The 23245-nt window shown below is 69.7% G+C and carries 20 protein-coding genes and 1 tRNA gene; 11 read left to right on the top strand and 10 right to left on the bottom strand.

Going from position 1 to position 23245, the window contains the following annotated elements; all coding sequences use genetic code 11:
• Positions 1-32: 32 nt before the first annotated feature.
• The 5 genes from LCI23_RS04450 to LCI23_RS04430 form a co-directional block, all read right to left on the bottom strand.
• Positions 33-2306, bottom strand: coding sequence for a penicillin acylase family protein (locus LCI23_RS04450; protein WP_224944685.1), 2274 nt, complete (start codon positions 2304-2306; stop codon positions 33-35).
• 54 nt (positions 2307-2360) lie between these two features.
• Positions 2361-3155 (bottom strand): hypothetical protein, encoded by a 795-nt coding sequence (locus LCI23_RS04445; RefSeq protein WP_224944681.1) that lies wholly within the window; start codon positions 3153-3155, stop codon positions 2361-2363.
• 123 nt (positions 3156-3278) lie between these two features.
• Positions 3279-3363 (bottom strand) — tRNA-Leu (locus LCI23_RS04440).
• A gap of 262 nt (positions 3364-3625) precedes the next feature.
• The gene (locus tag LCI23_RS04435; RefSeq protein ID WP_224944679.1) at positions 3626-3826 is read right to left on the bottom strand and encodes a hypothetical protein; all 201 of its coding nucleotides are present in this window, start codon (positions 3824-3826) and stop codon (positions 3626-3628) included.
• A 10-nt stretch (positions 3827-3836) separates the two neighbouring features.
• On the bottom strand, positions 3837-4241 hold the full coding sequence (locus LCI23_RS04430; protein ID WP_224944678.1) for a hypothetical protein: 405 nt from the start codon (positions 4239-4241) through the stop codon (positions 3837-3839).
• A 129-nt stretch (positions 4242-4370) separates the two neighbouring features.
• Here LCI23_RS04430 and LCI23_RS04425 point away from each other — a divergent pair, with 129 nt between their 5' ends.
• Complete coding sequence (locus LCI23_RS04425) at positions 4371-5042, top strand: SOS response-associated peptidase (protein ID WP_224944677.1); 672 nt, start codon at positions 4371-4373, stop codon at positions 5040-5042.
• Positions 5043-5147: 105 nt separating this feature from the next.
• On the opposite strand, the gene LCI23_RS04420 is transcribed toward LCI23_RS04425, so the two are convergent.
• Together LCI23_RS04420 and LCI23_RS04415 are read right to left on the bottom strand one after the other, a co-directional pair.
• On the bottom strand, positions 5148-6542 hold the full coding sequence (locus tag LCI23_RS04420) for a DUF4214 domain-containing protein (RefSeq protein WP_224944676.1): 1395 nt from the start codon (positions 6540-6542) through the stop codon (positions 5148-5150).
• A gap of 195 nt (positions 6543-6737) precedes the next feature.
• Complete coding sequence (locus LCI23_RS04415) at positions 6738-8192, bottom strand: right-handed parallel beta-helix repeat-containing protein (RefSeq protein WP_224944675.1); 1455 nt, start codon at positions 8190-8192, stop codon at positions 6738-6740.
• Positions 8193-8425: 233 nt separating this feature from the next.
• On the opposite strand from LCI23_RS04415, the gene LCI23_RS04410 reads away from it, so the two are divergent.
• Entirely contained in the window at positions 8426-8797 is a 372-nt protein-coding gene (locus tag LCI23_RS04410; RefSeq protein ID WP_224944673.1) for a DUF1566 domain-containing protein, read from the top strand.
• Between the two features lie 91 nt (positions 8798-8888).
• On the opposite strand, the gene LCI23_RS04405 is transcribed toward LCI23_RS04410, so the two are convergent.
• Together LCI23_RS04405 and LCI23_RS04400 are read right to left on the bottom strand one after the other, a co-directional pair.
• Complete coding sequence (locus LCI23_RS04405; protein WP_374041140.1) at positions 8889-10349, bottom strand: M20/M25/M40 family metallo-hydrolase; 1461 nt, start codon at positions 10347-10349, stop codon at positions 8889-8891.
• 109 nt (positions 10350-10458) lie between these two features.
• Positions 10459-11523, bottom strand: a complete 1065-nt coding sequence (locus tag LCI23_RS04400; protein WP_224944936.1) for a metallophosphoesterase — start codon at positions 11521-11523, stop codon at positions 10459-10461.
• A gap of 329 nt (positions 11524-11852) precedes the next feature.
• On the opposite strand from LCI23_RS04400, the gene LCI23_RS04395 reads away from it, so the two are divergent.
• The 5 genes from LCI23_RS04395 (at position 11853) to LCI23_RS04375 (ending at position 17725) form a co-directional block, all read left to right on the top strand.
• Complete coding sequence (locus LCI23_RS04395; protein ID WP_224944671.1) at positions 11853-12266, top strand: glycine zipper domain-containing protein; 414 nt, start codon at positions 11853-11855, stop codon at positions 12264-12266.
• A 125-nt stretch (positions 12267-12391) separates the two neighbouring features.
• Complete coding sequence (locus LCI23_RS04390; RefSeq protein WP_224944669.1) at positions 12392-13357, top strand: protein kinase; 966 nt, start codon at positions 12392-12394, stop codon at positions 13355-13357.
• Positions 13354-15711 carry an FtsW/RodA/SpoVE family cell cycle protein gene (locus LCI23_RS04385; protein ID WP_224944667.1) on the top strand — a complete coding sequence of 786 codons (2358 nt, stop codon included), beginning with the start codon at positions 13354-13356 and terminating at the stop codon, positions 15709-15711. Before LCI23_RS04390 ends, LCI23_RS04385 begins: the two co-directional genes overlap by 4 nt.
• Positions 15672-17246 carry a hypothetical protein gene (locus LCI23_RS04380; protein ID WP_224944664.1) on the top strand — a complete coding sequence of 525 codons (1575 nt, stop codon included), beginning with the start codon at positions 15672-15674 and terminating at the stop codon, positions 17244-17246. Before LCI23_RS04385 ends, LCI23_RS04380 begins: the two co-directional genes overlap by 40 nt.
• 8 nt (positions 17247-17254) lie before the next feature.
• A complete protein-coding gene (locus LCI23_RS04375) occupies positions 17255-17725 on the top strand; it encodes an SH3 domain-containing protein (protein ID WP_224944661.1) in 471 nt (156 codons plus the stop codon).
• On the opposite strand, the gene LCI23_RS04370 is transcribed toward LCI23_RS04375, so the two are convergent.
• Positions 17711-18178: a GNAT family N-acetyltransferase gene (locus tag LCI23_RS04370; protein ID WP_224944659.1), complete on the bottom strand. Its 468-nt coding sequence runs from the start codon at positions 18176-18178 to the stop codon at positions 17711-17713. The genes LCI23_RS04375 and LCI23_RS04370 overlap by 15 nt on opposite strands.
• 151 nt (positions 18179-18329) lie before the next feature.
• Between LCI23_RS04370 and LCI23_RS04365 the strand changes: the two genes are divergently transcribed.
• From LCI23_RS04365 to LCI23_RS04350, 4 genes are all read left to right on the top strand, one after another.
• Entirely contained in the window at positions 18330-19331 is a 1002-nt protein-coding gene (locus LCI23_RS04365) for a PP2C family serine/threonine-protein phosphatase (protein WP_224944657.1), read from the top strand.
• A gap of 110 nt (positions 19332-19441) precedes the next feature.
• The gene (locus tag LCI23_RS04360) at positions 19442-21001 is read left to right on the top strand and encodes an FHA domain-containing protein (RefSeq protein ID WP_224944646.1); all 1560 of its coding nucleotides are present in this window, start codon (positions 19442-19444) and stop codon (positions 20999-21001) included.
• Positions 21002-21383: 382 nt separating this feature from the next.
• Positions 21384-22613, top strand: coding sequence for an MFS transporter (locus tag LCI23_RS04355; RefSeq protein ID WP_224944642.1), 1230 nt, complete (start codon positions 21384-21386; stop codon positions 22611-22613).
• Positions 22610-23245, top strand: coding sequence for a metalloregulator ArsR/SmtB family transcription factor (locus tag LCI23_RS04350; protein WP_224944640.1), 636 nt, complete (start codon positions 22610-22612; stop codon positions 23243-23245). The genes LCI23_RS04355 and LCI23_RS04350 overlap by 4 nt, the downstream gene beginning before the upstream one ends.

Genomic DNA, 23245 nt, shown 5'->3' with positions numbered 1-23245 from the left:
CCTGGTGGGTGCAGCAGCGTTGCGCCTCCATCCTACTCGCCGGGGTGGTAGCGGCGCTCGAGGTGCTTCTCGATGTCTTCCTTGTAGAACAGCACCTCCTTGAACTCGCCACGGCTGTACATCCCGGCCTGGTCGGCGAAGTGCTTCGAGGCCGGGTTGTTGCTGTTGCCGCCCGCCAGGATACTCCGGGCGCGCACCCGCGGTCCGAACTCCACCACGGCCACGAAGCTGTTGCCACGGTCGCCGTAGATGCGCTTGGTTTTTTGCTTGGCGACCATGCCGAACGAGGCCAGCGAGCCCCAGTTGGCCGAGGTAAAGCCGACCGGCCAGCTCGGCTTGCTGTCGTCGTACTGCTGCTCGATGTCGCCGCTCAGCCGCTGGAAGCGGTTGATCTCGCCCCAGGGCGTGCGCCAGGTGCCGAAGTCGGCCGTGAGCCGGTCCGACGCGCGCTCGAGCGAGGCCAGTCGCTCCTCCGCGTTCAGGCCGCTGGCGATGTAGTCGACCACCGGCGTGCCGGCGGCGCGGGCGCGCGGCGCGTGCTGGGCGACCATGTCCTGGCCCCAGTATACCGCCAGGGAGGTCGGCACCGAGGCGACGCCGAAGCGCAGGTCCCAGCCGCGCAGCGCCGCCACCTGCTGGCCCAGCCGCGCCCTGCGCGGGTCGCCGGCCGCGAGCGCGTCGTAGTCCTTCAGCAGCTGCGGCACCAGGGGTTCGAAGGCGCTCAGGTAGCTGTCATAGGCGGCCGCCACCAGGCTGTCGAGGGTGAAGCCGGCGGCATTGCGCAGCACGCGCTCGGCATGGCGGCCGCGGGCGTTCTCGGGCAGCGACCACATGTAGTCAGGATAGTCCTGGCGCTTCGGGCTGCTGGCGCCGGAGGCGCTGAAGGGCCAGTTGTTCGTGTTCGAGATATACCCACTGGCCGGATTGAACAGGGTAATGGTGTCCTTGATCTCGTGCAGTCCCTGCCATTCGGTGGCCGGGCTGCTGCCGTCGACCGGCTTGCTCCAGTCGAAGCGGGGGTCGCGCTTCGGGATGAAATTGCCGTGGAAGTAGGCGATATTGCCCTGCGCGTCCGCGTACACCGTGTTGTTCGAGGAATTGGTGCGCAGCTGCATCGCCCTGTAGAAGCTGTCGTAGTCGCGTGCCTTGGTACGGGTATACGACTGGGTGAGCGCCTTGAGCGGCTCATCCATCATCTTGACGGCCACCCAGCGGCCGCCCTCTTCCCGTACCACCGGGCCGTGGTGGCTGAAGTAGGCCGTGAGCGTGCGGCTTGCCAGCGCGCCGGATGCGGTCCTGTAGGGCAGCGTCACCGGCACCGCGCGCAGCGCCCGCTCGCCGTCTCCGTACTTGTAGAAGAAGCGGCCGTTCCGCTCGACCACGGTTTCCAGGTACTCGTCGATGACGTCGCCGCCACCCGAGGTATGCATCCAGCCGGTCTTGTCGTTGAAGCCCTGGTAGATGAAGAACTGGCCCCAGGTGACGGCACCATAAGCGTTCAGGCCTTCTTCACTGACCATGTGCACTTCCGGGCGGAAGTAGAAGGAGGTGTGCGGGTTGATCAGGAGCAGCGCATGGCCGGAGCGGGACAGCCTGGGCGCGATCGCGAAGCCGTTCGAGCCGCGCGGTTCGCTGTCGAAGCCCTTGTCCCGTGCCGCCACCGTGGCTGGCTGCGCGGCGATGGTCGCCTGCGGCCGCTTGCCGTAGAAGCGCTCCAGTTCCTTCAGGTCGATCGACTCGATGTCGCCGCCGATGCTGCCCTCGCTGAAGCTCAGGGCCATCCAGGGCTCGAAGCGGGTGATCAGCTTGGGCCTCACTTCCGGGTGGGTATGCAGGTAGTAGTTCAGGCCGTCGGCGAAGGCATGCATCAGCTCCTTCAGCCAGGCCGGGCTGGCGGCGTATTGCGCCTGCAGCGCGGCGGGCTGGATGTAGAGCTTCATGCGCAGGTCGCGCCAGATTTCCTTCTCTCCCTCGACCTCGGCCAGGCGGCCCATCGCATTGATGTAGTTGAGCTCGATACGATTGAAATCGTCCTCGGCCTGGGCGTACAGCAGGCCAAACACCGCGTCCGCGTCGCGCTTGCCGAACACGTGCGGAATGCCCCACTTGTCGCGCAGGATGCTCACCCGCGCCGCCGTCTGCTTCCAGCGTGCCAGGTCGGCCGCGCTGGCCTTCTGGCCGGAAGCCGCGGCCGCCGGGCCCGCAGGCGCCGCCAGGGCAGCGGGTGCGGCGGCGCCGAAGGCGCAGGCGAGGACTGCCGGCAGCAGGGACGGGAAGAAGCGTGGCGGGATCCGGCGGGTGTGCATGCATGTCTCCTTGTGTTTGTTGTCGTGCTGCTGCGGTTCGGCCCGCCTGCCGTACTACTGCGCGGCGCCCGCGTGCACCAGGCGCTGCCTGAGGACCTCGTTCTCGGTCAGCAGGGTCGCGACGCGGTCCTTCAGGTTCGCGATCTCGGCGCGCGCGGCGGCCAGCTCGTCGGCCGGGTCGCCGGCCGGCACTTCTTTCCTGGGACGGGTCGCCATCTTCTGCTCGCGCACCTGGCGCGCGGCCTGCTGCAATTCCTTGCGTCCGCCGGCCACGGCCGCCTTCTGCACGTCTTCCGGCAGCTGGGCCACGTTGGCGGCGGCATTGATCGAGATGGTGCCAGCGCGCACCGCCTCGCGCAACTCGGGCGTGGCCGCCTTCTGGATGCGTTCGATCTGGCTGATCGTATTGGCCGACACGCGCGCGGCCTTCGCCACTTCTTCCCGGGTGTTCCAGGGCGGGGGCGGACGCGCATCGAGATCGTCCGCTTCCGGCTTGGGCGGTTCCTTGGCCAGCTGCTCGGCCATGCGCGCGGTGACGATTTCCTTCTTCTTGAGCGCCAGCACGCCGCGCTGGAAGTCCGACACGCTGCGCCGCGCCAGGTGGTTGTCGATCATCCACAGCATCACTTCGTCGATCGAGGCGAAGTTGTTGTTGTGGACAGTGCGGAAGGGAATGCCGTGCTTCTGGCAGATCTCGTAGCGGTTATGGCCGTCGATCAGGGTGTCGCGCCACAGGACCAGCGCATCGCGGCAGCCTTCGGCCAGCAGGCTGCGTTCGAGCGCGGCGTATTCGATGTCGGTGAGCGGGTCGACGAAGGCCCGCAATTCGTCGTTGATGGTGATGTTCAATTGGTGTCCTCTTGCTGCGGCGGCAATGGGGTGGGCCGCCGTCCGGCATGCTACACCATCCTGCCGGGAGGACCAAAGCAGGAGCAGGCCGGCCGCCTGGAGGGGGAAATCGGTGCGGAAAGATGGTGCGGGCAGCCGGAATCGAACCGGCACGCCTTGCGGCGGCAGATTTTAAGTCTGATGCGTCTACCAATTTCGCCATGCCCGCGCCGGCGGGGATTGTACTACGTGCGGCAGCGGCGGTGTTAGTGCTTGCGCTACACGGATGCGCACGAAAAAAGCCGCCGCCGGTGACCCGGCAGCGGCAAGTACTCAGTCAACACTGAGTTGGAGACACGCGGAGAGGTGGAACTATCCACCAGAGAACATCTCCAAGATAGACCCGCCGCGCGCTCCCGCAAGCGTCGGATTTTCCCGCGTGTTTGTCAGCCTGATCGGACAGCCTTTCGGCAACGCGGCAGGCGCCGGACCTAATGGAGCGACTGCCAGGCCACGGCCAGGCACACCACTGCCACGAAAAACAGCAGGCCGTAGACGAAGATGCGCATCGACGTGGCCAGTTCGGCCACCGCCCGGTTCGCCTTACTGTCGAGCTTGCCGCGGCGGCGGGCGCCGTTCAGCAGCATCGAGACGAACACAAACAGGGTCGCGAGGATCAGGACGAGTTTCATGCGGACCGGGCTAGGTGCGCGCCATGACAATCGCCAGCGCCACCAGGGCCAGGATCGACGAGACCGCCGTCGCCACGCCCATCCACAGCACGCGGGTGCGGGCCAGCTCCATCTTGGCGATCATCTGGGCATTCTGGTCGGCCAGGTTGGCGATGATTTCCGAGGCCTGGAGCATCTGCTTGTGCAGGTCGTTCAGCGTCGCCTCGTTCCTGTCGACGCGCAGCACCAGGCTGCCAAACACGTCTTCTTCCGCCACGTCGTCCACCATCGGCTCCGCCGCCATGCCGGCGCCCGTACCCGGCTTGCGCGCCACGCTATCCCACAGGCGGCGCGCACCGCTGGCCACTTGCGGCGCTGCATTGATCACTTCGCTCCAGGGCACCGTTTTCAGGACGCTCCACCAGCCAGTTGCCATACCCGTTCTCCCAATTGGTCGTTTGCCTGCGAGCATACCACTGCCTCACCCGGCACGCGCCGGGCGGCACGCCAGCCTACGCCACCCTGGCGTGCCGCGCCCCTGCTGCAGCTGCGCTACCATGGCGCCATGTGCGGACGATTCGACCAGAGCCAGACGGCTCGCTACTACGCCAGCGTATTCGGCTGGACCGACGCGGTCTACGACAGCGCCTCCACGCCCGCCTGGAATGTGTCTCCCGGCAGCTACCGCCCGGTCATGCACCTGGAGGACGGCGAGCGCCGCATCGACGACGTGTTCTGGAGCTACCGCGCGCGCTGGGCCGAGGGCAAGCTGCCGGTCATGGTCAACGCCCGCCTGGACAAGCTCACCAACCGCTACTGGAAGCCACTGCTCAAGAAGGGCCGTGCCATCGTGCCGGCCCAGGGCTGGTACGAATGGACCGGTGAAAAAGGCAAGAAGCAGCCGTGGCACATCCACCGCAAGGACAGGGCGCCGCTGTTCCTGCTGGCGCTGGCGAACTTCGGCGGCTTCACCGAGAACCGCGCCGAGGCCGGTTTCGTCCTGGTCACCGATGCCGCCGACGAAGGCATGCTTGACATCCACGACCGGCGCCCCGTCGTGCTGGAAGCGGCCGATGCCGAACTGTGGCTCGATCCCACGCTGTCACCCGAGCAAGCGCTCGACCTGGCACGCCGCGCCGCCCTGCCCTGCGACGCCTTCGAATGGTACAAGGTGACGACCGCAGTGAACCGGGCCGGGGCCCAGGATCCGCAGATGGCCCTGCCCCTGGCGGAGTGATTGTTTGCCGAACGTAAAAAACCCGTACGCTCTGGCGTGCGGGTCCTGCGGGTCATGCGCGGGGCCGGCCGCGGAAGGCCTGTGTCGCCGCGCCCCCTACTGCGCTTATTGCTGGTAGGCGCCCAGGTCGATGCTGGCCCCGCGTGCGCGGCCATCGATATCGGTCGACGGCGCATAGGTCGCGATGCCGCGGCCGAGCGCTGGCGAACTCGTGCTCAGCTTGTAGTTGGGCAGCGCCGCCGTACGCGAGTAGCCGGCGAACATCGGGTTCGAGCTGATGGTGTTGGTATGGCTCAGCCCATTCAACAGACGGAAGTTGTATTTCGGATTCTGGAACACCAGGTTGTTCTTGTAGGTGTTGCCCTTGCCGGTCTTGCCCTGCTCCGAGATGCCGTACTGGTTGTCGTACACGATGTTGTTGTGGACGTGGACATTGTTGGCGCCGGCCGAGGTGAAGTAGAAATTACCGCCGCCGACGATGATGCCGAACACCGACGAGCTTACCGTGTTGTTGATGATCTTGATGTCGGTCGCATCGTGCCACAGGTGGATCGCGGCCGAACCGACCCGGTAGACCACGTTGTTCACGATCGAGCCCGAGGTCGAGTGGTAGATGCCCTGCACGTAGGTGCAGCCGGCCGGGCCGATGTCGTGCACGACGTTGCCGACCACGTCGCCCTTGACGCCCTTGTAGTAGCTGTCCACGCCGATCGCCGAGCCGCCCTCGCTGTTGCACGGGATGGTGGTGGCCAGGTGGTGCACGCGGTTGGCCTGGATCACGTTGTACGAACCGCCGGTGTAGAGGCCGGTTGTCCACTTGGTGCCCGAACCGATCTTGCTGCCATCGACGTCGAAGCCGATGATGCTCACGTAATGGCCACGGTTGTCCCAGGCGCTCTTATTGGTGGAGCTGGCCGGCGGCACGATCTTCGCCCCCCACTTCGTGGTCGAGACCCAGTAGATGCGGCTGGAGGCGGTGCCACTGGCCGTGGTCTTGATGCCACCGGCATAGGTGCCCGGCGCCACCCACACGGTGGTGCTGGCGCGGGTAACGGCCTTGGCGGCGCGCGCCAGGGTCTTGAAAGGCGCCGCCTTGGTGCCGGCGGCCGTGTCCGAGCCGGTCGGCGACACATAATAGTTGTAGGTGGTCGCCGGGATCGCCGGCAGGCCGCCGCTGGCGGCCGGGCCGCTGCCGCCGCCATTCTTGCGCGCGTACTCCTCGCTGGCCTTCAGCTGGGCGGCGATGTAGTCCATGCTGGTACCGTTATCGAGGGTCTGGGCCCACCAGGCCCAACCCGCGGCATCCGGCTCGCGGCCCAGTACTTGCAGGTAGAGCTGGCGGATCTGTTCTTTCTGTGCGGTGGTCGCATTGGCCACGACCGGTGCGAGCGTGGCGGCAGCGGCGTGGCTGGCGCCGAGGGCGGTGAACAGCGCGGCGGCGGCGGTGCAGAGAACAGCGTGGCGGCGGAACTGCGATGCGATGGCAAAAGTCTTCTTCATGTGGTGTTTTCCTGTTTGCCCGAAATGAATGGGCGCGGAGCGACGGCAACAGCTGTCCCGCGCACCGGAACGACCGGTACGGCGGCCACCAGAAAAGGCGGTGGGCTCCTGGTTGCTTGATCAGGCGCGCACGTGGCACGCCCTCGGGGTGCGCGGACGGTGCGAGCCGCCCGCGCGGGAACCGATGGACACGGCCTAGTGCTGGTAGGCGCCCAGGTCGTAGCCGGTGGAGGTGTTGCGTGGACGGCCGTCGATGTCGGTCGCCGGCGCATAGGTCGCGATGCCGCGGCCGATGGCCGGCGAGCTGTTGCCCAGCCTGTAATCCGGGAGCGCGGCAGTGCGCGAATAGCCGGCAAACAGCGGATTCGAGGACACGGTATTGGTGGCCTTCAAGCCGTTGCGCAGCGAGATGTTGTAGGTGCTGTTCTGGAACACCAGGTTGTTCGCGTACCTGTTGGCGGTGCCGGTCTTGCCCTGCTCCGAGATGCCGTATTTGTTGTCGTACACAATGTTGTTGTAAACAAATACGTTATTCGCGCCGGCCGAGGTGAAATGGAAGTCGCCGCCACCGACGATGATGCCGAACACCGACGAGGTCACCGTGTTGTTGATGATCTTGATGTTGGTCGCGTCATGCCACAGGTGGATCGCGGCCGAGCCGACGCGGTAGACCAGGTTGTTCTTGATGCTGCCCGAGGTCGAGTGGTAGATGCCCTGCACATAGGTGCAGCCGGCCGGGCCGATGTCGTGCACGACGTTGCCGATGACGTCGCCCATCACGCCCTTGTAGTAGCTGTCCACGCCGATCGCCGAGCCGCCCGCGCTGTTGCACGGGATGGTGGTGGCCAGGTGGTGCACGCGGTTGCCCTGGATCACGTTGTACGAACCACCCGTATAGATGCCGTGCACCCACTTGGTGCCGCTACCCAGCTTGCTGCCGTCGACGTCGAAGCCGATGATGCTCACGTAGTGGCCACGGTTGTCCCAGGCGCTGTTGTTGGCCGATTGGGCCGGCGGCACGATCTTCGCGCCCCACTTGGTGGTCGAGACCCAGTAGATCCGGCCGGAGGCGGTGCCATTGGCCGTGGTCTTGATACCGCCGGCATAGGTGCCCGGCGCCACCCACACGGTGGTGCTGGCGCGGGTGGCGGCCTTGGCGGCGCGCGCCAGGGTCTTGAAAGGCGCCGCCTTGGTGCCGGCGGCCGTGTCCGAACCGGTCGGCGACACGTAATAGTTGTAGGTGGTGGCAGGCGTCGCGACGCTGGCAGCCAGCAGGCGGGTTGCGCCATCGGCCGTGGAAGCCGGAGCGCTGGTGCCCTCTTCCTCCTGTCCGGCGCGCGATTCCAGCGGGTTGCTGTCGTAGCCGTTCAGTTCGAATGCCTGTGTCCTCACGTCTGCCGCCGCGCCGGTGGCGGTGGCGGCGGTGGCGGCGGTGCTGGCGGTGCCGGCAGCGGTATCGGGCAAGCCGGCGCTATCCCCGGGGGCCGGCGCCGGAACGACGGCCCCGCTATCGCTGCTCACCTGGGCGGCCGTAGCGGATTGCTGGGATTCGGTGACGGTGCCACCGCAAGCGCTCAGCAGGACTGCGGCGCTGCAGCACAACAAGGCGTTGAGCCGGAAATGCGAGGCAAAAGCAGTAACTTGTTTCATGAAGTTTCCTGATCTCGATCAAGTAAAGGTGAAGCTTTGAGCGAGGGAAACTGCCTAAGTTCAACGTTTTCCGAAAAAAATTTTCTGTGAGTATTAATCCTTCAAGAGAATTTTCCTCATGGAAATCAGATACTTCCACCATGTCGAGCATGAGCCAGATCAAACAATGTCACGCAACCAAAGCGGACGTTGCATGGTCTTAACTGACAGCTACCAAACTGAGGAACAGTTAAATGGGCGAGTACATGCAAGTACGCGGGATGCTGCAAGAGGGCGAGGCATATGCCGGCCTCATTCTCGGCAAGGACCAGGCGCCGGATTACCACCTGGTCCTTTTGCCGGACGAGGCCATCGATGTCAGCTGGCCTGCCGCGCTCGACTGGGCAAAGGGCCAGGGGGGTGAACTGCCAACGCGGCGCGAACTGGCACTGTTGTTCGCCAACCTGCGCGAGGGGTTCGAACGCGACTGGTACTGGTCGAGCGAGGCGCATGCGACGCGATCCCAACTGGTCTGGGGGCAGAATTTTGCCAGCGGTATCCAGACCATCTATGGCCGGCCCTACCGCGGGCACGCACGCGCCGTGCGGCGCATCACCGTGCCTTGACCCCGCTGCCGCTGCCGCGCACCGTCCGCCGCCAGCGGCGGCGCGGGCAGGCCGCGCGGCCAGGGCAGCAACCGAAGGGGCAGGCGCCGGTTCAGCGCTCGGGCACGCTTGCGCGGCCGATCGCTCCCTCGATATTGGCCAGGTACCAGGCGGTGGTGGCCATGAGCGCGACGTTGCGGCGCAGGTGGTCGGGGTCGACCTTGTCGAGCGTGTCCGCAGCCGTGTGGTGATAGCTGAAATAGCTGGAAGTGTCGACCAGCGGCGCGAAACTCGGCACGCCGGCACGCTCCAGGCCCGACAGGTCGCCGGTCGAGAGCGCATCGAGGCGCTGGAATACCCCGGCCCCGATCGACTGCAGCACCGCCTGCAGCGGCGCGAACAGCTTGCTCGAGGTGGCCGGCACGCTGGCGCGCAGACCGAAGGGACGGCCAACGCCGTTATCGCTTTCAATCGCGCCAAAGTGCTTGTCGGCATTGGCCTGCTCGGCTGCCAGGTAGCCGCGCGCGCCACGGGTGCCGTTCTCCTCGTTCATCCAGGCGATCATGCGGATGGTGCGGCGTGGGCGGTAGTCGAGCTTCCTGAGCGTCTCCAGCACCGCCATGGCGCTGGCGACGCCGGCGGCGTCGTCGTGGGCGCCGGTGGCCAGGTCCCACGAGTCCAGGTGACCCGAGACAATGACGATCTCGTCGGGTTTGTCGGTGCCCGGCAGGTCGGCGATCACATTGTAGCTGTCGGCGTCCGGCAGCGTCTGCGGCGTCAGCACCAGTTTCATGGCGACCGGGCCACGCTGCGCGAGGCGGCGCATCAGCATGGCGTCCTCGGCGCTGACGGCGGCAGCCGGGAAGCGTGGGTAATCCTGCAGCGCGGTATTGCCGGTGTGGGGAATACGGAAATTGGCGCCACCCGCCGAGCGCACCAGTGCCGCAACCGCACCCAGCGCCGCCGCCTGGCGCGGGCCATCGCGGCGGAAGGCCGAAGCCTGTCCATAGGCGGCCCCGGCCAGGCCGCGCTCGGCCATCGGCTGGTCGAAGGCGGCATCGAACAGGACGATCTTGCCCTTGGCTTCGGAGGCGCGCGCCTTCAGCTCGTCGAAACTGCCGACCACCATCACCGGCGCCGTCAGGCCCGCGGCCGGGGTCGCCCCGGAACCGCCGAGCGCGCTCAAGACGACGCGCTGGGTGATGCCGGCCGGACGCCCGCTGTACTCGACCAGCTCGCCGCTCTCGGCGCCACGCACCCAGTGCGGCACCTTGACCGGCTGCAGCGTCACGCGCGCGCCGAGCTTGCGCATCGCCTCCGCCACCTGGGCCACGGCCGCCGCCGCGCCCGGCGAACCGGACAGGCGCGGGCCGATCAGGTCGGTCATGTCCGCCGTACGTTCCCAGGCATAATCGCTGGCCATGGCGGCATCGCGGATCCTGGCCAGGGCCACCGGATCGTTGCCGGGGCTGGCTGCCAGGGCTGGCACCGCCAGCAGCGCGGCCATCAGGCCGGCAGAGGCGGAAGGAAGGGCAAGGAGGGGAAGACGGCGGCGGGCCGGACTGGCGATCATGCGGGAATCCTCTTGGCTGTTGCAGGGGATTCGTACGATAGCGTATCCAGCAACTTTTCGCAGTGAAATGTTGGCGTATTGACAGGTGATGTCCGTGCCTGGACCGTATTCAGGCCGGTACCAGGCGCACCAGCGTGATTTCGGACGGCGCGCCGAAGCGCTTGGGCGGCCCCCAGTAGCCGGTACCGCGGCTGATGTAGACCCACATGTCGCGCACGCGGTGCAGTCCCGCCACGAAGGGCTGTTGCAGCGGCACGAACAGGTTCCACGGGAAGAACTGGCCGCCGTGGGTATGGCCGGACAGCTGCAGGTGGAAGCCGGCGGCGGCCGCCTCCGGCGCACTGCGCGGCTGGTGCGCCAGCAGCACCTTCACGTCCGCCGCGGCGCGCCCGGCAGCGGCCTGTGGATCGCTCTTGTGCGCGGGCTGGAAATGGTGGGCGCCGTAGTCGGCCACCCCGGCGATCATCACGGTGGCACTGGCGCGGCGCCGGATCACATGCTGGTTCAGCAGCACCGTCACACCCAGGCGCCTGACTTCGGCGATCCACTCTTCCGCCCCCGAGTAGTATTCATGGTTGCCGGTGACGAAAAACACCCCGTCCGGGGCGGCCAGGCGCGCCAGCGGCTGGGTATGGAGGCTCAGGCGGTGCACGCTGCCGTCCACCAGGTCGCCGGTGATCGCGATCGCATCCGCGCCGAGCCGGTTGACCCGGTTGACAATGGCGTTCAGGTAGGACCGCTTGATGGTCGGGCCGACGTGGATGTCCGACACCTGGGCGATCGCATAGCCGTGCAGGGGCGCCGGCAGGTCCGCGATCGGCACGTCCACCCGCTTCACGCGCGCCAGCCTGCGCGCATTGACGAAGCCGAGCATGGTGACGCCCAGCGCCACCAGCGGGACGGCGACGGCGCTGCCACGGATCAGCCCGGGCGCCAGGCCGCCCACCAGGCGCAGGGCCAGCAAGACCAGGTCGCGCGCCAGCGTACAGACGAGCAGCGAGGAAAAGAAGCCCATCGCCAGCAGTCCCAGCCAGGAAACCAGGGCCGACCAGCGTTGCCGGCGCAGGGCGGCCGAGAGCAGCCCCACCGGCACCAGCACGGTAAGCATAACCAGCAGGAAGATGGCCACGATGTTGATGCCCAGCCCGAGGGCCAGGTCGGGCAGCAGACGCATCCCGATATAAACTTGCAACAAGACCAGCAAGGACAGGACGGTGGCAAATGAACGATTCACACGGTGCCTTCGACGGAAAACGTAACAATTGTTAGATGGGGCGGTCCGCCCCCTCTGCAAGTGCGCGCGTCGATGTTACGGCTGGAATGCTGATTGTAAGAATCTGTATTAACGGATGGCAGCATCGATGCGGGGGACTATAGTGCATTCCATGCCTGGCGCCGTTCTGATCAACCCGATCTCCGTCAAGGCAAAAAGGAAAAGCCATGTGGAAATCTAAAATTGTTGGTGCGGTGGTCCTGGCCGCGGTTGCCGTCTCCCCGGCGGCAATGGCAGACGACCGTGGCGTGAATACCGCCCTCGGCGCCGTGGTCGGCGCGGCGATCGGCCATAGCGCCGGTGGCTCGAGCGGGGCCCTGGTGGGCGGCGTGCTGGGCGCGGCCCTGGGCAATTCGATCTCGACCCGCGACGACCGCCGCCACTATGACAACCGTTACTACAACAGCGGTTACTACAATAGCGGCTACGGCCATGGCTATGTCCAGCCCCGTCCGGTCTATGTGCAGCCGCGCCCCGTGTATGTGCAGCCGCGTCCGGTGTATGTCCAGCCACGCCCGGTCTACGCCGGCCGCGACTGGGACCGTCATGACCACTATGATCGTCATGACCGCTATGACCGTCATGACCGCCGCGACCGCCGTGACTGGGACCGCGGGGACCGCTGGGATCGCCACGGCCGCTGATCGCTTCATCTTCCCCCCAAGCCGCGCCCAGCGCGGCTTTTTTTCGCCCCCCGTTCACCGACGTTTCTGCCGCCCTCCGCTTGGCATGGACGTAGGCGCCACGCGCCGTCCGGGGAGAAGCAGGCATGGTCCAGCAAGGCACGATCGTTTCATTGGCGCGCGGCCAGTACCGGCTGCGTGCGCCGCTCGGTGGTTCCGCCTATGGCGCGGTGTGGCGCGCCGATGGGCCGCTCGCGGGCGGCGCGGTCGCGATCAAGCTGGTCAATACTACCCAGATGGCGCGCGCGCCGGCCGGGCTGCGCCATCACTGGATCGACAGCGCGCGCGCCGAGCAGGCATTCCTGGCCGGGCTAGCGCCTTGGGATGGGCGCCATATCGTACGCCTGCTCGACAGCGGCAGCCATGCCGGCCTGCCCGCCATGGCGCTGGAGCTGCTCGATGGCGACCTCGGAGCTCACCTGACCGCGGAACGCGCCGCCGGCCGCGCGCCATCCGCGCCGCAGGCGCTCGCGTGGGCGAGCCAGGTCAACCAGGCCCTGGCCAAGGTACACGCGGCGGGCTTGCGCTACCTCGACCTGAAGCCCGGCAACCTGCTGCTCGAGCGCCGTAGCGGGACGCTCAGGCTGGCCGACTTCGGCAGCAGCCGTCCGCTACGCGGTGGCGCGCCCCACGACTATGGCGGCACCCCCGGCTGGCAGGCGCCGGAGCAGTTCTTCCCGCACGCCGACGGCCTGTACCGCACCGATCCGCGCAGCGACTATTTCGCACTCGGCGCCCTGCTCTACTGGATGGCTTGCGGACGCAAGCTGCGCTACGGCAGCGCCTGCGCCGATGCCTATGCCAGCCATGGCCGCGCCGGTGCCGGCATCCTGCTGCGCGTCCATGGCGCCCTGCCGCCCACCCTGGGCGCCGACGAGGCGGCGGCGTTTGCCCAGGCCTTCGGCGCGGCCGGTGCGCAGGCCCAGGACCTGCTGCGTACCCTGCTCGCTCCGCTCCCCGCCGGCCGCCCGCGCCACGCGCTGGAAATCAGCCGCATGCTGGACGCGCTGCGCGCCGACTATGCCGGGCCGGCGCTGCGGAGGGCCGCATGAAGCCGCGCCTGGCCGCTGGCGCGCTGGCGCTGTCGGTGCTGTGCGCCCTCCAGCTGCTGGCGCTACTCCTGGTGCCGGCGCGCTACCTGCCAGCCGAGATCACGCTGCGGCTGGCGCCGGGAGCATCCATCGCGCTCGGCAGCGCCGAACTGGCGGCACCGCGTGCATCCGCGCGCCAGCTCACCATCCGGCGCGACGGCGCCGGACACTGGTGGCTGCGCCAGCTCGATCCGCTCCAGCCCGTGGTGCTGGTGCGCGGCGGACAGGGCCAGCGCGCCGCCAGCACGGCACTCGCCGCCGGCCAGCGGCTGCAGCTGGGCGCCAGCCTGCTGGCGGTGACCGCGGCCGGCCCCGGCAAGGTGCTGCTGCATGACGGACGCCATGCCTGGGCCTATGACGGCGCCGTCCTGCGGCGCGACGACGCCGTCCTGGACGCCTGTCCCGATGCCGGTAGCGGCGCGCGCCTGGCCGGCGCCTGGAACCGCATCGTCCCCGGCGCCCTGGCGCTGCGCCGTCCGCTGCTGCTGGGCGGACACCTGGTATGCGGCAACCGGCTGGCGGCGCCGGGCGTGGAGCGCGGCGAGGCGCTGCTGGAGCGCGCCCCGTCCGGCGCCATCGTGCTCACGGTGCGCGGGCCGCAGCCGGTGCTGGTGCAGGACGGCCCCCGGTGGGAAGACGCGGCCCGGCGCGAACACCCGCTGGCGGGCGTGGAGGCGATCGCGATCGGCCGCACCCGCTTCGCCGTGGCGCAGGAGGATGGCGTGCTGCGGCTGCGTCCCGCGCGCCAGGTGGCGCTGTACCCGGAACCGGAGGCCACGCTGCCGGACGGCGTGCACTGGACCTGGACCGGACACGCGCCATGGGGCTTCTCGCCGCCGTCGCCAGGCGCCTGCGCAGCCGGCCTGGTCGTCTTCCTGCTGGCCGCCAGCGCCGGCCTGGCCCTTGGCGCCCCGGTGCGCGGCGCCGCCGCAAGCGCGCGCCTGCTGTTCGGCGCCGCGCTGCCCGCCGCCGCCGCCGTGCTGCTCGCCATGCAGCGCGGCGGCCTGCCGCCCGGACCCGGCTGGCCGCTGCTGCTGGCCTGGGCCACGCTCTGGCATGCGCTGTTATGGCCGCGCCGGGTCAGCCTGCTCGGCCTCGCTGCCGTGCTGCTGCTGGGCGCCGGACTGCTGCTGCAGCTGGAACTCGGGCTAGGGGCGCGCGACACCTCCTGGCTGCGTCACGCGACCACCACCGGCATCCTGCTGGGCGCCGGCCTGCCGGGCTGCCTGCTGCTGTGCGGCGAAGTTGCACGCGGCACGCTGGCACGGGCGCGCGCGGAATGGCTGCTGGTGGCGCTGGCGCTGGCCGCGCTGGCCGGGCTGCTGCTGCAGGTGGCCCTCGGCGACGAGACCGGGGTGTTCGAGGTGCAGCCGGTGGAATTCGCCAAGCTGGCCCTGGCCGCGCTGGGCGCGCACTGCCTGGCGCTGGCCAGTGGCGGCGCGCACGGCGCGCAGGGGGCATTGGCTACGCGGCGCGGCTGGCGCGACTGGCTGCGCGTGCTGGCCCCGGTCCTGCTGTTCGTGCTTCTGCTTGCAGTGGCCCTGGTGCAGGTGGACGACTATTCGCCGTTGGTCCTGCTGCTGGCATGGGCCGGCGCCAGCCTGCTGGCCTGGTGCCTGGCCAGCGGCCGGCGCCGGCAGGCGGCCCTGGCCGGCGGCCTGTGCGTGGCGCTGCTGCTGGGGGCGGGCGCGCTGCAGTCGGCCGGACCGGGCCTGAGCACCGCCGGTTTCTATACGGAGCGCTTCCAGGTCTGGGCCGACCCCGCTGCCCATCCGCACACCGGCCAGCAGATGCTGCTGGGCGCGCGCGCGATACGCGCCGGCGGCTGGTTCGGCAGCGATGGCTGGCTGGGCGCGGGCGCGCTGGGCGGCCCGGCCGGCGAGGCGCTCGCCATCCCGGCGGTACAGGACGACTTCGCCCCTTCCTTCCTGATCCACCGGCACGGCCTGGCCACGGCGCTGCTGTTGTGGTGCCTGCAGGCGGCGCTGCTGGCGGCCCTGCTGCATGCGGCGGCCACCGCCTGGCGCGCGGGCGCCGCGGCCGGCGACTTCCGGCGCGCCTGGTTCAGGCGCTTCCAGTGCTTCCTGCTGTGCGGCGGCGCGGCCTTCCTGGGCGGGCACTTCCTGCTGTCCTGGGGCACCAACCTGGCGCTGTTCCCGATCATGGGCCAGCCCATGAGCTTCCTGTCGAGCGGCGGCTCGCACCTGCTGTTTTTCATCTGCCCCCTGCTAGCGTTCGGCATGGCGAGCATCCAATCTTTCGAGGAGAATCCATCATGCCGGTCTATGTGCAACACGAAGTCCTGGCCAAGGTAGGCGATGTCTTCAACGCCGAGGCGCTGTGGCAGGCGCCCGGCCTGGCACTGTTCGCGCGCCGCCCGCTGCTGCGCGACCTGCTGGAGCGCGCGCCGCGCGAACAGCGCGGGCGCGCCGCCACCCGCTGCTTCTCGCACGTCACCCTGATGCTGCCGCAGGACGAGGTGGACGACGACCGCCACCTGACCCGCGGCGCCCGCGTGCGCGACCTGGCCCAGTCCCTGGCCGCGCTGCACCAGAAGGATTTCGCCGACCTGCTCGGCGACGACGAGGTGCGCTACCACGTGGTCGGCACGGAGGCGGTGGCGCCGGGCGAGGTCAAGGTCAAGTTCGGCCACGCGGTCTACCTGCCCGCGCCGGCGGAGCAGCTGCTGTACACGGTCAGCGCGTCGCGCGACAGCGCGGTCTGGCAGCCGGTGTGCGCGGTCTATCCGAACCAGCGCCTGACCCTGGTCGGGCAGGACGAGGCCCACGCCACCTTCGCGGTGCCCGGCTGGCCTTTCGGGCTGGACAGCGGCATCCTGCTGGTCAACGACGGCCCGGACGCCGCGATCGAGGTGCAGGTACGTCCGAAGGACAGCCTGGAATGCCGCTTCGACGCCGCCAAGGGGTATTACGTGATCCGCGCCAAGCAGCCAGGCGGCCAGCGCCTGCTGTTGCGGGTCAGCCGCGCCGATGGCGCGCCCCTGCAGGCGCCTGCGCCTGCGACCGCTATCGGACCCGCCGCGGGATCGGCGCCACTGCGCGCCCCCGCCGTCTGGAAGCCGCGCGAGGCCGCGTTCGAGGCCAGCGGCGCCGACCTGACCGCGATGCCGCTGGCCGCCGCGCAGCCGCACGCCGCGCCCGCGCCCGGCCCGGAAAGCGACGCCACCTATGCCCCGGTGGCGCGCCACCGCATCACCCTGGCCGCGCTGGCGCTGCCGCGCCTGAGCCGCTACCGCGATACCGGCGCGCAGTCGCTCGAGGTCGGCCTGGACGCCGCCCTGGCACCGGCCGCGCCCGGCCAGGACAGCGTGCTGCGCTTCGCCGTCGACGACGCCGACCAGCTGCATGCGCTCAGCGCCGCCGGCCGCCAGCGGGTGCAGGCGCCGGCGCGCTTCGATCCGCTCGACGGGGCCAGCGTGCAGCTGCATGCCGCGCCGCCGCCGATGGCGGAGCGCTATGCGGCCCTGCTGGCGCTGCCGCAAGGTCCGGTCCAGACCGCGCTGGCCGGCACGCGCCAGGTCTTCGGACGCGGCGCCCCGGCGCTGGCCGGCCTGCGCGTACTGGACGCCCCGCACTGCCTGCGCCAGACCGATGGCAGTGCCGCCCCCAGCGCCGACCGGCTCGGCCTGTCGCGCAGCGCCTTCGCCTGGGAGGCCACGGCGGAGGGCCTGCGCGTGGTGCGCCTGTCGGACAGCCAGGCCCTGTACCACCTCGACCCCGCACTGCAGCTGGTGGAGCAGATTCAGGAGGCGGGCGAGGACCGGCCCTACCTGATCCCGTCCGGACACCATCTCGTGGCCGGCCACTACGTGCTGCGCTACGACGCCTGAGGCCCGCCATGCCTTCCGCGACCAGCATCGCCGCGCATGCCGCCGGGCTGCTGCTGACCCTGTGCCTGGCGGCCTGGCTCACCCCGCGCGCCTGGTGGCGCCGGCCGAACCTGCGCGCGCTCGCGGTACTGGCTGGCGGCACGGCGCTGCTGGGAGGACTGCTGGGCATGATGTGGGGACCGGAGCGCGCCGGACCGGCGCGCGCACCGGTGCTCGCCAGCGCACGCAGCCCAGGCAAGACCGTGGCGCCGGTGGCGGGCGCGCGCTACCACGTGCGCGAACACCTGAACCTGCGCGCCGGCACCGGCGTCGGCGCGCGCCGGCTGGCCGTGGTGCCAGCCGGGACCCGGGTGGTCGCCACCGGGCGGCGCCAGGGCGACTGGTGGCAGCTCAGCGTCGAGCTTGGCGGACAGCGCCTGGAAGGCTGGGCCAGCAGCCTGTGGCTGCGGCGCGCCGACGAGCAGCTAGCCCGCTTCTGACGCGGAAAGGCGCATCGGATTGAAGTACAGGCCCTTGGCGCACTGGGTCGGGCCGACCCGCACGAAACCGAAGGACTCGTACACCGGCACCGCGAAGTTGGACGAGTTCACCGTGAAGCTGCCATCGCCGCCGCCGGCGAGCGCCGCCGCGCGCGCGGTTTCCCACAGCGCGCGCGCCACTCCGCGCCGGTGCCAGCGCTCGCCGACGAACAGGTGGAACAGGTGGCTGCAATCGCGCACCGCGACGAAACCGGCCAGCTCGCCGTCGATCACGGCCACATGGTAGACATGCCCGCGCGCCAGGAAGCCGCGCACGCCCATCTCGTCGTTCTCGGCAAGAAAGGTGGCCGCGCCCTCGGGCGGCGACTCGTGCACGATATAGTCGCGTGCCAGCGTGTGCAGCAGGGTGGCCACCGCCGGGATGTCGCTGGCCACCAGGGAACGGATCAGCATGTCGGTACGGGATTGAACAGGAAAGCGCACCTTAGCACACAAGATAATTTCTGTGCGGCAATTTTCTGGCGCTGCACGGATGGTTTGGCCCGGCTCCGCCAGCCGGATCGCTCTTGCCGGCCAGTCCAGGGTGTACAGTAGCAACATTGCCATGACAAGCTTTCCCATGCCGACCGCCCCACCCACTATCCAGGCCGACTTCGACTTCGGCGCCATGTATGACGTGGCGGCCGCCAGCCTGCGCGGCAGCGGCCCGGTCCAGCGTCCCGAGAACCAGGATAACTTCCTCGTCATCGATGGCCGGGGACAGGCCTGCCACCTGCTCGACCAGCTGCCCCGGCACTGCCGGCTGCCCGGCTGGCCGGCCGGACACGGCCGCGTGGCGGTACTGGACGGGATGGGCGGACACGGCCACGGACGCGAAGCGGCCGAGGCGCTTGTTTCTAGCCTGCTCACGCTGCCAGCCTGCCATGGCACGGCCGAACTGGGACGCCGGCTGGATGTGCTGCACGCCGAGCTGCAGCGCCACTTCGCCCACGATCCGGGGGCCCGTCCGGGTACGACGCTGACCCTGGTCGAACTGCCGCCGGGCGCCCCGCCCCTGCTCTACCATGTGGGCGACTCGCGCCTGTACGAGATCGGTCCCGAAGATGCACACCCGCTCACGGTCGACCACGTGCCGGCCACGGCCGAGGCCATGGCTGGCCGCATCGACGAGCGCGGCTGGTGGCGCCAGGTGCATGGCCGCCATGCGCCGCAGATCGCCCAGGCATTCATCCTCGGCAATGCCTTCGGCGACCCGGGCCGGCTGTCCGATCCGCTGCTCGCACTGACCCCGCTGAACCTCCCGTCCTGGCTGTGCCACCTGCCGGACCGGCGCGTGCTGCGCCTGCGCCAGGACGCCGTCTACCTGCTGGCTACCGACGGCTTCTGGTCCTGTGCCGCGCCGGACCGGTTCGTGTCGGGCTGGCCGGCACTGCTGCACGGCGCTGCCGACGCCCGGGCCATGCTGGCGCGCCTGTTCGGCAGCCTGGACGAAGCCCCGCCACCGGGCCTGCATCCCGACAATCTCACCGCGCTCGTGCTGCGTCCGCTGGCGCCGGCCGCTCTGGAAGCGGATGAGACGGCGCTGCCGGACGGCGCCCGCTCCTGAGCATTCCTAAAAGAAAATAATGTTGCCAATCAATTCGGCGGGCGCGCCGCTGAGGTCGAAAACAGCGTAAGCTTGCGCTGTCGACGATTCCGCACCTGTCCGCCTGACCGATGAACCGCTGCCGCCATCCCGCGCATCCGCACTGCACCGTCTGGGTCATGCCAGGCGCGGACTGCTGCGCGCACGGACATGCCCAGCCGCCATCCGGGCCGCCCGTGGCCGGCGGCCCCGCGGCCGCGCAAGGCCTGCCGTCGGGCTTCGAAGCGATCAGCGCGCTGCGCGCCGGGCGTGGCGCCACCACCCTGCGGGCCACGGAAACGCTGCCGGCACGTCCACAGCTGCACATCAGCGGCTTCGACCCGCGCGCCGCCGGCGGACGCCAGGCGATCCGGCTCGACCTGCGCGGCATGCCGGCCGACTGCGCGGCCGAACTGCGCATGCTGGTGCGCTCCGGCCTGCGCCTGAACGCCGAGCACCATGCCTTCCAGCGCACCTCGCGCGGCGACTGGCGCCCCGTGTTCCTGGAATTTTCCTCGCGCGGCCTGGAGCACGGTCAGTACCGCATCGACATCGAACTGCACAGCCGGCAGCCGGGACATCCTGGTTCGGCCCGCACCTGGAGCTGCTCCCCGGTGATCCTGGTGCCGCGCCCCGACGCCAGCCTGGGCGAGATCCACCAGACCTTCCTCGCCACCCACAAGAACGTGCGCGTGACGGCCGACGACGCCGGCATCGCGCGGGTCCAGGCGCCGGGCGGCGGACGGCTCGACATCGAGGTGCATGCGAGCAATGCCTCGATCGCCCAGCTCGACCTGCGCGACCCGCGCGAACAGGGCGGCCGGCTCGACCTCGCCTTTTCCAGCATCGCCTGGGACGAGGACCTGATCGAGATCGACGTGCCGCTGGCCGCGGCGCCCCATCCCTGCCCGGCGGAGCGCGCCTGCCTGGTGCACGTGGAACCGGATTCGGCGGCCCAGCGCCACCTGCGCCTGTTCGCCCTCGACGAGTGCGTGCTCGGCCGCTACGAGGACATCGAGCCGGACGCCGACCTGCTGCTGGCCCACCATGGCGAGCACGGCCTGGAGACGGGCGGACTCACGCGTCGCCTGTCGGGCCGCCACGCCCTGATCCGCCAGGGCCGGCATGGCTTCGAGATCGAGGACGTGTCGCGCTATGGCCTGCTGCTGGACGGCGTGTGGCCGGGCAAGCATGCGCCGGTGCCGCTGCGCCTGGGCATGCGCATCGCGCTGACGGCCAGCATCCGTGGCGTGGCCGAGCTCGAGGTCACGGCCCTGTGGCCGCACGGGCTGGTGCTGCACCGCGTGGACGCGGGCGCGCGCGCCGAGGCATTCTGCCTGCTGGCGCCAGAGACCGATCCGGGCAGCGGCGACGGCGTACAGGCCGGCGTGCAGCCGCGCGCGGCCGCCCTGCCGCCGCTGTTCCACCGCGGCGGCGGCTTCTGGCACCGCGATCCGGCCACCGGCATCGATACCCCGCTGGCTCCCGGCATGGCGCTGGAGCGGCTGCGCGGCCTGGGCGCGGCCCTGCGCTTCACCGCCCGGCCCTACCCGGAACAGGACCGCGGCCGCGACAGGCGCGCCCTCTCCCCTGCGCCGTCCGTTCGGGACCTGCGCACCCCTGCCCGCTCTCCTTCCTGGCTGGGCGCCTGAGGCAACCAGGGTTCAGCCGCCTGGCGGTCGCAGCACCAGGAAGATCAGCGTGGTTCCGGCCAGCAGCGCCGCCTGCAGCGCGAAGACGATGAACGGAATCCTCAGGTGGTCTGGAATTTTCATGGCGTTTCCCTTCCTTGCATGAGCAAGAAAACCGGCAGGACCTGGCGACGATCCCTTCGGGGATAGTCCAGTCTACGCCCATCGCAGGCGCCACGCCAGCGCCGCCTCGTTCACGCCGGCAGGCCCGGCGCCGGCCAGGTGGCGCACAGGAGACTCTCCCTTTGGTAGGAGATTCCAGAATAAATAAACTGATCCGTTTACTTATTCAGAATGCACGCCTACACTCAGGGTTCCTGCGGATTGCCAGACGAGGAAGTGCATGAAGAACGCCCTGCTCATCGCCAGCGCCTGCCTGCTGGGACTGCTCTCGACCATCGGGGCTTCGCTCGCCTATCCGCTGCTGCCGCCGCTGTTCGCGGCTGGAGACAACGGCCTGGCCGCCTTCCTCGGCCTGCCGCCCAAGCTGCTGTTCGGCGTCGCGCTGATGGCGAATCCGCTCGGCATGCTGCTCGGGAATGCCGTGCTGGGTTCCTGGTCCGATGCGCTCGGCCGGCGCCGCCTGCTGCTCCTGACCACCGTAGGCGCCGCCGCCGGCCACCTCCTGACCGCCTACGCGCTGCTGGCCCAGTCCTGTCCGCTGCTGGTGGCGGCGCGCTTCGTCACCGGCGTCCTGGAAGGCAATGGCGCGATCCTGCGCGCCCTGCTGGCCGAGCGCCTGGCGGGCGGCCTGCGCCAGCACGCGCTGTCCTGGCTGAACGGCGCCTTCAACCTTGGATGGCTGGCCGGACCGCTGCTGTCCGGGCTCAGCGCCAGCTACAGCATCACCCTGCCTTTCGAGATCGCGGCCGGCGGCCTGCTGCTGGGCGGCCTGCTGGCGGGACTGGTGCTGGATGCGGGTGCGCCGCCGGCCCAGGCGGGCGCTGCGCGCGGCTGGCGGTCGCTGCTGCGCGAGCGGCATACCTTCGTGTTGTTGCGCCACCGCCCGCTGCAGACCCTGTTCCTGATCCACCTGGCCTACGCCTGCTGCGTGGCCGGTTTCTACGAGTTCTTCCCACTGTGGCTGGTGGAGAACGGTGGCTACGACGCGCGCGGCATCGCCTTCGTCAACATGGCGATGTGCGCGGTGATGACCTGCACCGCCCTGTTCGCCGGCCGCGCCCATGGCGGCGAGGCGCGCGCGCGCCTGTCACGGCAGGCGGCCGCGGTGGCGCTGGCGGTGCTGGGCGTGGGGCTGGGCTCGCTCTGGACCGGCATCGCCGCCATCATCCTGTTCGGCCTGCCCCATGCCTTCTATAATGCGACGCTGCAGGCCTGGGCCGCCGAACGCTTCGCCGGCCACGGCCAGGGCGCCGTGATGGGACTGTTGTCCACCACCTTCTGCCTGGCCCACATCCTGATGGCCCTTGGCGGCGCGCTGCTGGCCCTGGCCGATACCCGGCTGGTGCTGGTAGGCGGCAGCCTGTTGGCGGGCTGGGCCGCGCTGTCGCTGCGGCGCTGGGGCCGCAGCGAGGAGCACTTGCTCGACAAGCACATGAACGAGGCCGCATGAATACCGCTGAACAGATCCTGCTGCTGCTGAAGACCCGCGGCGCCCAGACCGCCCAGGCGCTGGCCGACGTGCTGCACCTGAGTTCGATGGGGGTGCGGCGCCAGCTCGAGGCGGCCGAGGACAAGGGCCTGGTGGCCCACGTCGACCGCCCGGGCAAGGTGGGACGCCCGGTGCGCCTGTGGCAGCTCACCGCCCTAGGACACGCGCGCTACCCGGACCGCCACGCCGCGCTCACGGTCGAGCTGCTCGGCCAGGTGCAGGCCCTGTTCGGCGAAGCCGCCATCGACCGCCTGATCGACGCCCGCGAAGCGGCCAGCGAAGCGGCCTACCGCGCCGCGGTCGACCCGGCCGCGACCCTGCCGCAGCGCGCCGCCAGCCTGGCACTGCTGCGCGATGCCGAAGGCTACATGGCCGAAGCCGCGCCGCAGGCCGACGGCAGCGTGCTGCTGGTGGAGAACCACTGTCCGATCTGCGCCGCCGCGCGCAGCTGCCAGAACTTCTGCCGCTCCGAGCTGGACGTGTTCCGGCGCGTGCTGGGACCGGACGTGCAGGTGGACCGGGTCGAGCACCAGCTGGCCGGCGCGCGCCGCTGCGCCTACCGCATCGTGCCGCTGGCGCCAGCCGCAGCCTAG

Origin of the sequence: Massilia sp. MS-15, assembly GCF_020176695.1 — a bacterium.
GTDB classification, from domain to species: domain Bacteria; phylum Pseudomonadota; class Gammaproteobacteria; order Burkholderiales; family Burkholderiaceae_D; genus Telluria; species Telluria hydrophila.
The sequence above is the reverse complement of the archived record's forward strand: the minus strand, read 5'-3'. Positions and strand labels throughout refer to the sequence as shown.